This is a genomic window from Brevibacillus dissolubilis, from assembly GCF_006170445.1.
Taxonomy (GTDB): Bacteria; Bacillota; Bacilli; order Brevibacillales; family Brevibacillaceae; genus Brevibacillus_B; species Brevibacillus_B dissolubilis.
Window position 1 is genome coordinate 128172 of record NZ_VCNA01000006.1, and the last position, 14033, is coordinate 142204.

Here is a 14033-nt window from a genome sequence, read left to right on the forward strand (position 1 = left end):
TGTTGTACACCCTGTTGTTTAGTTGGACAGGGTGTTTGCTTACATGTTTACCGCTTCCCCGTCATATAGAAGTGAGGTAATGAAGAAATGACCACACTTCGGGGGAGGAATCAGTATGGGGCAACATTCATTTACACTGAAAGCGACGTGGGAGGGCGGGTTTCTCGGTACGGGGAATCTTGAAGCAAGAGGTCTTCAGACCAGAATTTCTTTGCCAAAGGAATTCAACGGTCCGAATGTGGGGACGAATCCGGAAGAGATGCTGATCGGATCAGCGATGAACTGCTACTTGGTTACGCTTGCTGATATACTGGATCGGCGCCAGCTGAAAGTCACCTCGCTGACACTTCAGTCTGAGGGCTTCGTCACTGTGGAGTCTGGTAAATATCGGTTCAGCCAGATCATTCACCGTCCGACGATTGTGCTCGGTGACGGGGATAAGAGAACGATTGAGACGGCCCAACACGCAGCACACCGCGCCGAAGCGGCCTGCATGGTGTCCAATACGATGCGCGGCAACGTCGAGTTCACCGGCGAGCCTACCGTCCGGATCGGGCAAGGCGCGTCTTAGAGCTTACTCCTGCAGATCTACGACAGCGTACTCCCGTCTGACGAATGTCCCTTCTACCAGCTGATAGAGCACAAGCTCAGCTTCCTCAGGCTCACTATCGGCAAGGGACATCACCCAATAGCCAAGTGCAGGATAATGCCACCCAGCCAGATCGGCAGCAGACGGGATGGGTGGTGTCGTCGGATGGGTATGCACCATGCCAAGCCATGTCAGCCCGTCAGCCTCCATCTTTTTCAGGTGGGAGAGCAGGGTGACTCCAGTCAGGTGAAACGTCTGTTGTGTCGTCTCTGATTTCGTAGCAGGGTAGTGGGCGAGTACAGTCGACCCACTACCCGCAAGCAAGGCCACATACTCATGCGGAAACGCTTCTCGCCCTTCTGCGATGAGGCGTTTCAACACTTTTTTGGTTATACATAGCGTTTGATTCTGATCTGTGAAGGGGTGCCCGATCAGCGACGGATTCATCAATCATGAGGCTCCTTTCTGTCTCCTACACATGCAAGTTCAACACTGCGAGGGAATCGTATGTCAAAGCAAAACATCCATATCGGCGTATGCGGCTGGGGTGATCACGACACCCTTTATACACAGGGGGTCAGCGCCCGTGATAAACTGTCGGTGTATGCCAGTCATTTTCCGATTGTAGAGATCGACAGTTCGTTTTACGCCATCTTACCACAAAAAAACTATGAGTCATGGGTCAAGGCCACGCCCGATGCTTTCCGTTTTATCGTCAAGCCGCATCAGGTGTTGACCGGACACCAGCGCAACCCTATGGAAAAAGAAAAGCGGGCCGAGCTGTTCGTCCAATTCGAGGAAAGTATCCAGCCGTTGGTCAGAAGCGGCAAGCTCCAAGCCCTGCTGTTTCAGTTTCCACCGTGGTTTGACTGCCAGCGTGACCATGTCCTCTATGTAAAATATTGCGTCCAGACCTATGCGAAGTATCCGATTGCTGTGGAGTTTCGTCACCAGAGCTGGTTCCTGCCTTCTTATAAGCAAAAGACACTGGAGTTCCTCGCTGATATCGGTGCGACCCATGTCGTCTGTGATGAGCCCCAGGCTGGCACAGGGTCTGTTCCTATCGTTCCGGAGGTGACCAATGAGAGCCTGTCTCTCATCCGCTTCCACGGGCGCAACGTATCCGGCTGGCGGGATGCAGGTCAGGCGGCCAACTGGCGGGATGTCCGTTATCTGTACCGCTACAGTGATGATGAATTGAGTGAATGGGTCCCTCGCATCCAGAGTCTGGCCGAGGAAGCCAAGCAGGTTTTTGTCCTGTTCAACAACAACTCAGGCGGCGATGCGGCAGATAACGCCAAGCGCCTGATGCAGATGCTCGGCATCGATCCAGAGGGGCTTAACCCGAGACAGCTTGAGCTGTTTTAAGAAGAATTTGAGGCGCTAGATTGGCGCAAGGAGTGACCCAACATGATGATTTGGCTTCTTTTGCTGTTTGTCCTCATCGGTCTGGTGGCTGGAGCGACGGGCAGTATTGTCGGGATTGGCGGCGGGCTCTTTTTTGTACCGGCGCTGCTTTATTTCGGTAATCTGGCAGAGCCGGGGGCGATCACCCCGCAGATCGCGACAGGCACATCGCTTTTGGTGATTGCCGTCACGGCGCTCTCTTCCACGCTCGCCTATCTCAAACAGAAAAAAGTAGACGTTCAAGCAGCCCTGCTGTTCTTCATCGGGAGTGCACCGGGTGCCGTGCTTGGTGTCTATATCAACAAACTGCTGCAGCTGCAATCCTTTTATCTGTTATTTGGTCTGTTTCAGATTGCGATGTTTATCTTAATGCTGGTGCGTGACAAGCTCAAGCCGCGAAGCGCAGGCTGGGCGATCCGCAAGACCTATCTGGATGCGGAAGGTCACGAGCATGAGTACGGCTATAACCGCTGGAGCGCAATTACGATTGCCTTTTTCGTCGGGATTATTTCATCCTTGTTCGGGGTCGGCGGCGGAGTGTTGATGGTTCCGGCGCTTTTGGTGTTTTACCGTTTTCCACCGCATATGGCGACAGCAACCTCGATGTGTGTTATTTTTCTGTCGGCAGTGATCGGCAGTACTACCAACGTGATCAATGATCATATTAACTGGTGGTATGCACTGGCGCTTGCTCCTGGTGCATGGTTCGGAGGAAAGCTGGGAGCTTTTATTGCAAGCAAGATGAAGGGCAAGACAATAGTTCTCTTGTTGCGTGTCATTATCTTGGCGATTGCCGTACAGATGATTATCAAAGCATTTACATCCTAGTCAGAAGACCATATTCATCGGCAAAGGGGGGAGACGCGTGGGAAAGATCTGTACCTTGCATCTCTTGCATACCAATGACATACATAGCCAATTTGAAAAAATGCCCAAGATCGCAACCGTGCTCCACACCTATCGGGAGCAATACGTGGCACAGGGAGACAGCGTGTTGACCCTTGACATCGGCGATCACGCAGACCGCGCCCGAATGAAGACAGAGGCCAGCTTCGGACAGGTGAATGTCGCCGTGCTCAACCAGAGTGGCTACCAATACGTGACGATTGGCAACAACGAGGGGGTCACACTGCCCAAGCAAAAGCTGGATCACCTATACGATGAGGCCCAATTCAAAGTGATCGTCGGCAACATACGCGACAACAGCAACGGACAGATCCCGAATTGGGCTGTCCCATATGCGATTCATGAGGAAGCAGGTCTTACGATTGCGCTTCTCGGTGTGACAGCGGCTTTTACAGATTTTTATCACATGCTTGGCTGGGACGTCCAAGATGGTATCGACTTGGTGAGGGAGCAGGTGAAGAAGCTTCGCCCTCGGGTGGATGCCATTATCGTCCTGTCCCATCTGGGCTTACATGCCGATATCGAGATGGCGACACAGATCGAGGGAATCGACGTGATTCTTGGCGGACACACCCACCAGGTCCTGGAGCAAGGACAACTGGTTCATGACACACTGATCGCCCAAGCAGGAAATTTGGGAAATTTTGTAGGTCATGTAACTTTCATGTTTGACCTTGATCAAAAGGTGGTAATAGATAAATCAGCAGAAGTATTTGCCACGGAAAAATTCAGCGACGATGCAGCCATCACTGCCCTGATTGCTGCTGCCAAGGCAGAGGCAGTCGAAGTTTTGTCAGAGCCAGTGGCCCAGTTGGATCAGCCTTTTGCAGTGGACTGGGACCGGGAGACTCCGTTCGGTACGTTCCTCGCTGCCAGTCTGCGTGCATGGACTGGGGCAGAGATCGGTCTTGCAACAGGTGGGCTTTTGCTCACCCCGTTAGCTGCGGGCAAGGTGACTCGCCACGATCTGCTTGCTTGTCTGCCGCATCCTATCAAGCCCTGTGCGGTTACCCTGACTGGTGCTGAACTGCTCGCAGTCTTGGAGTGTGCCCTGCAGCCAGAGATGATTCAGCGCAAAACGCGTGGATACGGCTTCCGGGGTCAGGTGCTCGGCTGGATGGGAGTAGACGGGATCGAGGTCTACTACCAGACGAGCGAGGCAGACGGTCAGACGAAGTGGCAGATCAGCCGTGTCGAGGCAGGTGGTCAGCCGCTTGACCTCTTACGGGAGTATCGCGTGGCGACGATTGATATGTTTATGTTTAATCCTATTTTTCCGCAGATTCGCGAAGGCAAGGAGGCTCAATTCTTCTTGCCGGAAGTCTTACGCGAAGTAGTTGCCAAGACCTTGTCTGATCCACAGCTGATCGCCGACAGTCACATCCCGCGCTATCACGGGCAACCTTCCTAAGATGCGATTCGCCGAGCAAAACCCCGTTGCTTTGGGCATAATATGAAAAACAGCAACGGGGTGGATGAGATGCGTTTTATCGATGAATTGTATGAATTGTACCGGGGACATTTTACCCGTGATGAAGAAGATATCATTGCAGTGGTTGTGGGGATCTTAGCCGAGCACAACCATGACGAGCTGATGACGATTGTTGAGTCGATGGACGATGAGGAGCTGTTCAACATGCTTGCCACCTACATGGTCGAAGTGATGAAACGAAAAGTAGCCATGGATGAAAACGGTGAGCCCGGTTCTCGCATCGTACACTGAGACAAAGACACACAAGAGACAAATACATCATACGGTAATGTAAACAAGTGGGAAGGAGTGGTTTCATGATCGAAGTAAAGCCGATTCACTTTGAAGAAGGGACAGCCATGGCGGTTACGGTGTATCTGCCGAAGACAACCCTGTTGGCGGTGACGACAGACAAAGGTTACATTATGTGCGGAGCTTTGGATGTAGGTCTTTTAAATCAAAAGCTGGCAAGCCGGGAGATTCTGGCCGGTCGTGCCGTCGGTGTCAAAACCATACAGGAACTGCTGGATGCACCGCTTGAATCCGTTACCTTGACTGCTGAGGCCAAAGGGATTACAGCGGGAATGATTGGGAAGGAAGCAATCCGTAAAATGTTTTAGGAGCATCCTGTCGTCAGGGGATGGCTCTTTTTCGTTTTCAAACTTGCAATTTTATTTTTTACGACAAATTACCCTTTGTGCTCATTTCGTAAATTAGTATAATGGAAGTACTTTCTGAAGAAAGGCAAGGAAGCCAATGCGTCTAATCTCGATTAATAGCTGTCAACCTGGTGTAAAGTTAGCACGTTCGATCTATGCCAGCAATGGAAATACATTGATTGGTGCCGGAGTCATGCTGAGTCAGCGCATGATCGACCGGTTAGTCGACATGCAGATCAATTCAATCTATATCGAGGATAAGCGGACGGAAGACATCGTGGTAGAGGATGTGATTTCGCCTGAGACACGCCGCGAAGCGATGAGTGTCATTTACTCCACGTTTGAGACATTCCGGGAAGACCCGAGCCGCCGCAAGCAGATGTTTGCCAACCCGCAGATGGGCAGACAGGTGCGTCAGGTGATGCACTCCCTGATGGATGAGATCAAGGACCATCGATCCGCGATGAACCTGCTGGGGACCGTATGCGGTGTAGATCACTATGTGTTTGCCCATTCCTTTAACGTCACGCTCTACACCTTGGCGATTGCGGTCAAGATGGGATTTGGCGAACGGGAATTGATCGAGATCGGGATCGGAGCAATGCTTCACGATGTAGGGAAGATGGCGATTCCTTACGACATCCTGACGAAACCAGGCCGCTTGACTGACAGTGAATACGAAATCATGCAGACTCACACCAGTGTTGGCTTTGAGCTATTGCGAAAACAAGACGACATTCCTCTCCTTGCTGCGCATTGTGCATACCAGCATCATGAGCGGTTGGATGGCTCCGGCTATCCCCGTCATCTCAAGGAACCGGCTATTCATCAGTATGCCAAACTAGTAGGCGTGTGTGACGTTTTCGATGCATTAACCAGTAATCGTGTGTACCGCCGGGCGATGCTCCCGCATGAAGCGATTGAGCTTTTGTTCACCGGAGCGGGTGTTCAGTTTGATAAAGAGGTGGTAGAGCAGTTCCGCAACACGATTGCACTCTATCCGTTGGGGCTCTCGATCCAACTCAACACAGGAGAAAAAGGTGTCGTCGTGGATAACAATGTCGGCGTACCAAGCCGCCCGATTGTTCGGATCCTCACCGATTCAGACGGTCAGACGGTAGAGACTCCTTACGAACTGGATCTGGCCAGCAAATGCAACCTTAATCTGATTATTACGGATTGCGAAGCGCTGGGATAATTACATCTGAGAGTACGGACCATGATGCTAATTTGGCACATGGTCTTTTTGTTCTACTTGCCAGAGCCTTAGGTAGACTGTATCATGTAGAAAGGGTAAAATAGAAAAAACTCCCTGAATTAGGGAGTTTTGCGCTTGTGAATTTATGAACGTTCGTATTTATTAATTTATAAATATACACTGCTTTCATATAAATTTTAACTTTACCCCCTATAATCTGTCAATCATTATTTTACTTTTCAGTATTTTTTGTCGAGCATTAGCCTATTTGGCAGGATTTTGTCTAAATTCCTCAGGTATTGAAGGTGAATCACTGTGAATCCAATCGGAAAAAGCATACGGGAACATCGAAAAAGGTTGCATATGACACAAGGAGATTTGGCAGAAGGGATCTGCAACCGCAGCTATATCAGTCAAATTGAAAAAGGCTTGGTTATTCCTACACCAGAGATTTTGGAACAGTTGGTGAGAAGATTAGATATTGAACTCAATGAACTGTGGAACGAATCGGAACAGCCGACATTCTCCAAGCAGGAGATCGAGAGCACCTTGCGCCAGTTGGTCAACTCGATTGAATCTCATGAGTGGGAATCAGCTCAGAAGTGGGTCGTCAAGCTGGGAGTACTTGAGCTGTCCTCACCAGAAGTATCGGTTCTATCTTGGGCCAAAGGATTCCTTGCTCAATTGGAGCAGCGGTACCAGGAGGCAGAGAAGCAGTACCTCGAAGCGTTGATTCTGGCCGGGGATTATGATGATATTCCCCATCTGATCCGTGTGCTCAGCTCTCTTGGTACTCTGTACTGCACAGCCCAAGAGGCGAAAAGAGCATTGCCTTATCTCAACGAGGCTCTGCAGCTTGCTAACCGCTATGAGATCGGCGGTCTGATGCGCATCTCGCTTTTGCATACGCATGGTCTGATGCACGGGATGCTGGGTGAGTACGACTCCGCTATCGAAAATCTCAAGGAAGCCGACCAGCTTAACAAGTCATACCGCACGCATTTCAAAAGCGAAGAAATCTATATGATGCTCGCCAACTGCTATCATCGTCTGAAGCAGTATGAAGAGGCCGAGCAGTATAATCTGCATACATTGGATATCCTGCAATTCTCCCCGAATCCGCGGATTGAAGCAGGGGTGTACAGTAATCTTGGTGTGCTCTATGCTGACCTGCAGAAGTATGATCAGGCCGAGAGCATGCTGCTAAAGGCAATTGAGGGTCATAAGCAGACCGAGAGTACCCATTGGCTGCATAACTCCACACTGGAGCTTGCGGATGTCTACAGACAGACAGGGCGCTTGGAGCAGGCCGTTCTGCTGTGTGAGAGTGTACTAGCAAGTGAATCAGCTGAGAAATCCCTTGCCGAAGCCAGATATATCTACGCAGAGATTCTCACTGAGCTAGGGAGGGGCGAGGATGCACTCTCCCATCTGGAACCGGCATTGGAGTACTTTTCACAGGCGAAGACAACAGACTTCCTCGTGAAGGCGTACCGGTTGCTGGCTCGTATCAGCCTGTTCTTCGGGAAATTCGCGTATAAAGAAGAGTTTTATCAAAAGCATATCATGTAGGACAGGTGGACAAGCACAAAAGACATCCTCGGGCACATGCCTTGGATGTCTTTTTCTGCTACAGCCATTGTTTTTTCTTGAAGATCCAATACATCGTGACGGCGAGCAGGAGCATGAACGAGAGCACTCCGTAATAGCCGTAGGGAGAGCGCAGCTCGGGCATGAATTCGAAGTTCATCCCATAGATGCCGGTCACGATGGTAAGCGGCATGAAGATCGTGGTCAGAGCGGTGAAGACCCGCATGATCTCATTGGTGCGGTTGGAGACGGCGGATTGGTAAGCCTCGCGCAAGTTGCCGATCAGCTCGCGGAAGGTGTCGAAGCTCTCGACGACTTTTACCGAGTTTTCGTGGATGTCGATGAAGTATTTTTGCAGGTTGTCGTCGATGAGGTCTAGTTCCTTTTTGTTGAGCATGCCGATGAGATCGCGCTGGGGGCCCAGCATTTTTTTGGCGTAGAGGATTTCACTGCGAAGACCGATCAGTTCGTTGAGATGCGATTTCTTGGCATTGACGAGGATATCCTCTTCCAGATCCTCGATCAGGTTCTCGATGGACTCCATCACATCGAAGTAGGATTCTACGATTTCGTCAACGAGATGGTACAACAGATAATCGGGAGAGTTGAGCTCTCCTTCACGGATGATGGTGACGGCTTTGGTGAACTCGTGGATGTCTGCTTTGCTCACGGTGATGATATGATGACGCCCGAGGAAGATGTTGACCTCGCGCAAAAAGATATCTTGGTTGCGGAACTGGATGCTGTTGAGCACGATAAAATAATGGTCGTGGTAAATCTCCAGCTTGGGGCGCTGTTCCTCCTCATCGATGCAGTCCTCGACAGCGAGTGGGTGCAGCCGGAACAGGCGCTGGAGGATGTCGAGGTCGAACAGCTTGGCATCAATCCAATAAAAGCCGTTGTCAGGCAGCGTCAGAGTCATTTCGATATCATCGATTTCTTGGATGAGTCCGTTGCGGATCCATCTGATTTTCATGGCGGCGGCTCCTCCTTCCTTACATGGTGACGGCGCATCGCTTTTACCGCTAGTATACCATTATAGGGCCGCCAACCTGCCATTGTCGGATAAATTCACCTGTTTCTTTTCTGGATTCTTGTGCTGCGGCAGGGTAGAACGTCCACATCTTTTGGGCAAGGTTTTCCCACTCCCGCATAGGATGTACTAGGTGGGAGGTGGCGGAAGTGGTCATGTTTCGCAGGCGTCACCGTTTGTTTCGTCCGATGTCGCGGACGAAGGCGGTTTTTATTGCGATAGTGGTGATGCTGGTGCTCTTCGTCCAGTCGTTGATTGTGATCGAGCAGCGGCTGGAGCCGACGATCTTAATTTTGGCTTCACAAAAGGCAGAACAGCTTGCAAAACAGGCGATTTCTGATGCTGTGACGAAACGGATCTCGCAGCAGGGTGTAGACTTCAATGAAATCGTCAAAATGGAAAAAGATAAGAACGGTCAGATTCAGGCAGTCGATTTTAACTTCAAAGAGTATTCAAGGATCGTAGGGGAGACGACACAGCGCATCCAGAACAGGCTGAGTGAGTTCGAGGATGAGACGGTGGAGCGCACGGTTCCGCTTGGTCTTGCCACGGGTAGCAGCTTCTTGGCACAGATGGGGCCGGATCTGCCGATTACCTTTGTGCCGGTGGGATCCGTGAAGACCAGACTGGAGACCGAGCTCAAAGAAGCGGGGATCAATATGGTGCTGGCGACCGTGTTTATCTATGTGGAGGTCGACCTGCGGATTGTCATCCCGTTTGCGACCGACCAAAAGACGGTGGCGACTAAAATCCCGATTACGCACTCGCTGATCATCGGTCAAGTGCCGCAATACCTCTACAACAGTGCAGACGGCAAACCGGATGTACCGCTGTCGAAAGAGGATGCAGGCGTACCAGACACCAGCAATGTACCGAACGGCACGAACAGCAACTAGGCAAGCAGGCAGCGACGATAAGATGAGCGTGAAACACCCGTCATGAGGCTTATGACGGGTGTTTGTGCTGGTGATATAATGGGGCTACATGAGCGAAGAAGGGAGGCATCGGCCATGGAGCGTTATCTGGGCTGGCATGTGTCTGGTGAGCCGTTTGCCGCGTATTCGTTGTCACATGGGATCACGTTGGCAATTGCCGTGGGGCTTGTTCTCGCGCTGTATCTGTTCCGAGAGAGATTGCGTGGAGCAGCGGCCAATCGAATCGTGCGTTGGGGATTGGCCGCTGTTTTATTGGGATCGGAGCTGCTTTTGCAGGCATGGTATTGGTACAACGGGGTCTGGTCATTCGTGTGGCTGATTCCATTTGAGCTGTGCAGCATATCGCTTTGGATTTGTTTTTTTATGCTGGCACGTAAGAGTTATAGTCTGTATGAAATCGTCTACTTTACCGGTATTGGCGGAGCGGCGCAGGCGATGCTCACTCCGGTGTTGTTTCATCCCTTCCCGCATTTTCGGTTTACTCATTTTTTTATTGCACATATTGCCATTATTCTGGCACCGCTGTTCATGACGTGGGTGGAAGGGTTTCGTCCGACGTGGAGGTCTGTGTGGAAGTCGTTTGGCTTGTTGAATCTGATCGCCTTGGTCGTCTATGTGGTGAATCAGTATCTGGGGACGAATTTTATGTTTTTGGCGTATAAGCCAGAGACCGGGAGCATCCTGGATCTGTTGGGGCCGCACCCGTGGTACATTCTGTCGCTGGAGGGTGTGGTGCTGTTCTTCTTCTGTCTGTTGTATCTGCCATATGCGGTGGCGGATTGGCGGGCGAAGCGGAGGGAACGCGCTGCGGGATGAGCAGGTCACGGTGGTGATGGACTGTGGTGTGGACACCAGACACTGCCGAGATTCATGTAAAAAAGAAGCGAGAGACCGTTTACGAATGGCCGTCGCTTCTTTTTCGTGTTATTTTTTCTTCTTTTTCTTCTGGGCACTGCGGATGGATTGGCGCTCCCAGTTTTTCAAATGCGGATAGGGGTCAAACGCCCACTCAGCATGACCGACGTCGCGGTACATTCCGTAGTGCAGATGTGGTGGGAATTTGCCAGAGGTTCCGGGCTTGCCGTAGCCGGAGCTGCCAACATAGCCTACCACCTGTCCGGGCTCGACGATATCGCCTACTTTTAAGCCTTTGCGGAAGCTCGCCAGATGTGCGTAGTAGTGATACACGTTGTCCATGTCACGGACACCCACACGCCAGCCGCCATAGCGGTTCCAGCCCATGATCTCGACCACACCATAGCCGGTGCTCAGCACAGGAGTTCCGTAATCGGCAAAAATATCGGTACCCTCATGGATGCGGCGTCCACCCCAGCCCCGTGGGTCTCCCCATGTACTGCGATAGCTGTAATTGTAGCGTCGCGGCACGATAAAGGAGTGATTCATCACATCCAGAGTCTGATACTTCTCAAACACACGCTTGAATTGCTCGATCGTCTTCACGGCACGGTCACGCTTGTAGTAGGTCCAGATCCCGATACGGATATCATCCTCGGTAAATCCGAACTCAGACAGATAGCGGGCTATTGAGGTGACCACGTCGGTGTCATTTTGTTGATCCGCTTTGCCGTCTCCAGAGCCATCCATGCCCATTCCACCGAAAAAAGAAATGGACGGCTCGTCTACATCATCCATCTCCGGATTGAGATAGCCAGACCAGGAAGCAGGCGGGATCGTGATCGCGGTGATCCGTTTAGGTTCGCCGCTGTCTGCTTTTTTCTTTTTGCGGGTCATCGTACGTTCATACTGATCGATCGCAGCCAAATACGTCCATGGAACCCCGTAAAGCCCCTCCAACCGCAGAAACAGCTGCTTCCGTTCCTCATAGATCGGGTCGGAAGGAGGCTTGGTCTCTGGCTTCGCGGCTTTTTGTTGGGGGGGTGGTGCTGGTGTGATCGCTTGGGCTGCTGATACGGAGTTGTCATAAGGATAAAGCATGGATGTCAACAGCAAGGGTATCGTCAAACAAAGGCACAGAAAACGCATCCGTTCTCCCTCCAACCTAACAGGTTCTTTTGTTAGGTATCCCCCGATTGTGAGGGGATTATCCATTTGAATTATTAGGTAGAACCGATGCAGGGAGCGTGGGGAAGTGATATGATGCGGGTAAGAGCAGACGAGAGATGATCAGAGGAAAATAAAGGGGAAGTAACGATGAAGCAGACGATATACATACGATGTGACAAGCCTTTTACCCTGCAACGGTTGACGGCCGCATGGGAGCAGCTGGTAGGGGAAGCAGGACGCCTTGAACATGTTGACTCCGCACATTCTCAACGGGAAAAAACCGCGTTGGATCGGTTCGTGGAGCTTGGAGGACTGTCGAAGTCAATATCATGGAGAGTCGGCCCGCTGGTGGCGGTGACGGGATGGAGTGCTGAGGCATTATCAACACTTGCAGGTTGGCGGATCGGGACGTGGTTGAGTGAGGAGAACAGAAATGACGCTGCATCTGAATGTTTCTCCGCACCAGCGCACCTCTGGCTTCGTGAAAACGCCGATCAAACCGAATCAGCACTGCCCCCGGCCGGCGTCATTCAAAAAGTGGTGACAGGCGATGGAATTACGTTGATGCTGTTCGGACAAGGGAAGCGTGATGGGAAGTCAACAGTGATTCCGACTGGTTTTGAACAGAAAAAGCATCTGGACGAGCATATTGATGAAGGCATGTTTTTACTTCAGGTGAACATTGATGACGCCAGTGCGGAGTGGCTGGCCTACACGATGGAGAGTCTGTTCCAAGCTGGAGCCAACGATGTCACCATGATCCCGATGACGATGAAAAAAAGCCGTGCAGGTATCATGGTGCAGGTAATGTGCTATGCCAGCCAGATTGATGTGATGAAGCATATCCTGTTCCGGGAGACGACGACATTCGGGGTGCGGTATTTTCCTGTGGCGTGTCATCGGTTGGCACGGCGTTTTGTCCGGGTGATGACTGAGTGGGGGGAAGTACAGGTGAAAATCGGATATCATCTGGGTGAGCGGGTGCAGGTCGCGCCTGAGTATGAGGAGTGCGCCAAGGCAGCGAGAGCAGCAGGAGTGCAGCTAAAACGGGTGTACCAGCAGGCTGTCGAGCTGGGACGTGCCTCTTCGGCGGAACGGTTAGAGGAAGGTCTGTAAGGCTGAACGCGAAAAAGCTGAACGTGAAAAAGGAGCAGTGCCGTTTGGTGGCTTGCTCCTTTTTGCTGTGAAATGAATGCGTCATACTGGTTCTGGTTATTGGCGGGCTAGGCTTGAAGTTCACCAATCATGATGCGCAACACATTAGGCTGATCGGCCAGTTCCCGTGTGCCTGCACCATAGCCGATGGTCTCGACCGTCATAGAAGGCAGGGGACCGAAGAATTTGACCAATGCCGCGGCGATTCCAGCTCCGGTCGGGGTGGTCAGTTCTTTTTGGATGGTGGTGGCTCGGAGAGGGATACCTTTGAGCATCTCAAGAGTGGCTGGGGCTGGGACTGGGTAGAGTCCATGGTCACAGCGGACGAAGCCGTTACCGGTAGGAACAGGGCCGCTGTAGAGCGCATCGATCCCAAGCTCCTCCAACGCAATCGCGACGCCGACGATATCCACGATGGAGTCAAGGGCTCCGACCTCATGAAAGTGGACGGTCTCGATCGGAATACCGTGAATCTTGGCCTCAGCTACTCCGATCTCGTGAAAAATAGCGAGGGCGCGTTCTGTGACACGCGGGGCAAAGCCTGCTGATTTGATCATCTCGACGATCTCGGAGTAGCGGCGGTGATGGTGAGGATGGCTATGGTCGTGATCATGAGAGTGATGATGATGGTGATCATGGGAGTGGTCGTGAGCATGATCGTGGGAATGCTCATGGCTGTGATCGTGAGAATGAGAGTGATCGTGGTCGTGGCTGTGATCATGAGAGTGATGATGATCGTGGCCATGATTGTGAGAATGAATGTGCAGTTGGAGACCGTGATCATGACTGTGCGAATGATCATGAGAATGCCCGTGACCGCCCTCCAAATCAATCACATCCACCTTAAGGGCACTGACCCCTTTTTTCACTACATTTTTCCACTCAAGGCGAAACTCGCCCAAAGGCAGCTTCCGAAGCTCCTGTTCCACCTTGTTACGGTCAGCCCCCGCATTGACCAGGGCTGCTAATGTCATATCTCCGGCAAGTCCGGAGAAACAATCCAAGTACGCAATCCGCATCTTGTCTCGTCCTTTCTATGTATCAGGTTAAATAGACTGGCAACTT

The 14033-nt window shown here is 51.5% G+C and carries 15 protein-coding genes; 11 read left to right on the plus strand and 4 right to left on the minus strand.

All coding sequences use genetic code 11. The features are described 5' to 3' along the window. Positions 1-115 precede the first annotated feature (115 nt). Entirely contained in the window at positions 116-571 is a 456-nt protein-coding gene (locus tag FGI41_RS13260) for an OsmC family protein (protein ID WP_139490687.1), read from the plus strand. A 3-nt stretch (positions 572-574) separates the two neighbouring features. Here FGI41_RS13260 and FGI41_RS13265 read toward each other — a convergent pair whose 3' ends face one another. Then, the gene (locus tag FGI41_RS13265) at positions 575-1036 is read right to left on the minus strand and encodes a M67 family metallopeptidase (RefSeq protein WP_139490689.1); all 462 of its coding nucleotides are present in this window, start codon (positions 1034-1036) and stop codon (positions 575-577) included. A 60-nt stretch (positions 1037-1096) separates the two neighbouring features. On the opposite strand from FGI41_RS13265, the gene FGI41_RS13270 reads away from it, so the two are divergent. From FGI41_RS13270 to FGI41_RS13300, 7 genes are all read left to right on the plus strand, one after another. After that, a complete protein-coding gene (locus FGI41_RS13270) occupies positions 1097-1957 on the plus strand; it encodes a DUF72 domain-containing protein (protein ID WP_139490691.1) in 861 nt (286 codons plus the stop codon). A 42-nt stretch (positions 1958-1999) separates the two neighbouring features. After that, positions 2000-2824, plus strand: a complete 825-nt coding sequence (locus FGI41_RS13275; RefSeq protein ID WP_139490693.1) for a sulfite exporter TauE/SafE family protein — start codon at positions 2000-2002, stop codon at positions 2822-2824. A gap of 37 nt (positions 2825-2861) precedes the next feature. Then, entirely contained in the window at positions 2862-4313 is a 1452-nt protein-coding gene (locus FGI41_RS13280; RefSeq protein WP_139490695.1) for a bifunctional metallophosphatase/5'-nucleotidase, read from the plus strand. A gap of 69 nt (positions 4314-4382) precedes the next feature. Further along, positions 4383-4625: a DUF6154 family protein gene (locus tag FGI41_RS13285; RefSeq protein WP_139490697.1), complete on the plus strand. Its 243-nt coding sequence runs from the start codon at positions 4383-4385 to the stop codon at positions 4623-4625. A 65-nt stretch (positions 4626-4690) separates the two neighbouring features. Then, positions 4691-4993, plus strand: a complete 303-nt coding sequence (locus FGI41_RS13290; RefSeq protein WP_139490699.1) for a YunC family protein — start codon at positions 4691-4693, stop codon at positions 4991-4993. A gap of 232 nt (positions 4994-5225) precedes the next feature. Further along, positions 5226-6230, plus strand: coding sequence for an HD-GYP domain-containing protein (locus FGI41_RS13295; RefSeq protein WP_368656703.1), 1005 nt, complete (start codon positions 5226-5228; stop codon positions 6228-6230). Positions 6231-6545: 315 nt separating this feature from the next. Further along, positions 6546-7802, plus strand: a complete 1257-nt coding sequence (locus tag FGI41_RS13300) for a helix-turn-helix domain-containing protein (protein ID WP_255298452.1) — start codon at positions 6546-6548, stop codon at positions 7800-7802. Between the two features lie 58 nt (positions 7803-7860). Here FGI41_RS13300 and corA read toward each other — a convergent pair whose 3' ends face one another. Further along, entirely contained in the window at positions 7861-8796 is a 936-nt protein-coding gene (gene corA / locus FGI41_RS13305; protein ID WP_139490705.1) for a magnesium/cobalt transporter CorA, read from the minus strand. A gap of 212 nt (positions 8797-9008) precedes the next feature. Between corA and yunB the strand changes: the two genes are divergently transcribed. Further along, positions 9009-9749 carry a sporulation protein YunB gene (gene yunB, locus FGI41_RS13310; protein WP_139490707.1) on the plus strand — a complete coding sequence of 247 codons (741 nt, stop codon included), beginning with the start codon at positions 9009-9011 and terminating at the stop codon, positions 9747-9749. A gap of 114 nt (positions 9750-9863) precedes the next feature. After that, positions 9864-10604 (plus strand): YwaF family protein, encoded by a 741-nt coding sequence (locus tag FGI41_RS13315; protein ID WP_139490709.1) that lies wholly within the window; start codon positions 9864-9866, stop codon positions 10602-10604. A 108-nt stretch (positions 10605-10712) separates the two neighbouring features. Here the strand turns inward: FGI41_RS13315 and FGI41_RS13320 are convergent, their stop codons facing one another. Then, the gene (locus FGI41_RS13320) at positions 10713-11744 is read right to left on the minus strand and encodes a M23 family metallopeptidase (protein ID WP_438358022.1); all 1032 of its coding nucleotides are present in this window, start codon (positions 11742-11744) and stop codon (positions 10713-10715) included. A 216-nt stretch (positions 11745-11960) separates the two neighbouring features. Here FGI41_RS13320 and larC2 point away from each other — a divergent pair, with 216 nt between their 5' ends. Next, entirely contained in the window at positions 11961-12929 is a 969-nt protein-coding gene (gene larC2 / locus FGI41_RS13325; protein WP_139490714.1) for a nickel pincer cofactor biosynthesis protein LarC2, read from the plus strand. A 107-nt stretch (positions 12930-13036) separates the two neighbouring features. On the opposite strand, the gene larC is transcribed toward larC2, so the two are convergent. Beyond that, positions 13037-13987, minus strand: coding sequence for a nickel pincer cofactor biosynthesis protein LarC (gene larC, locus FGI41_RS13330; protein WP_139490716.1), 951 nt, complete (start codon positions 13985-13987; stop codon positions 13037-13039). Between the last annotated feature and the right edge of the window lie 46 nt (positions 13988-14033).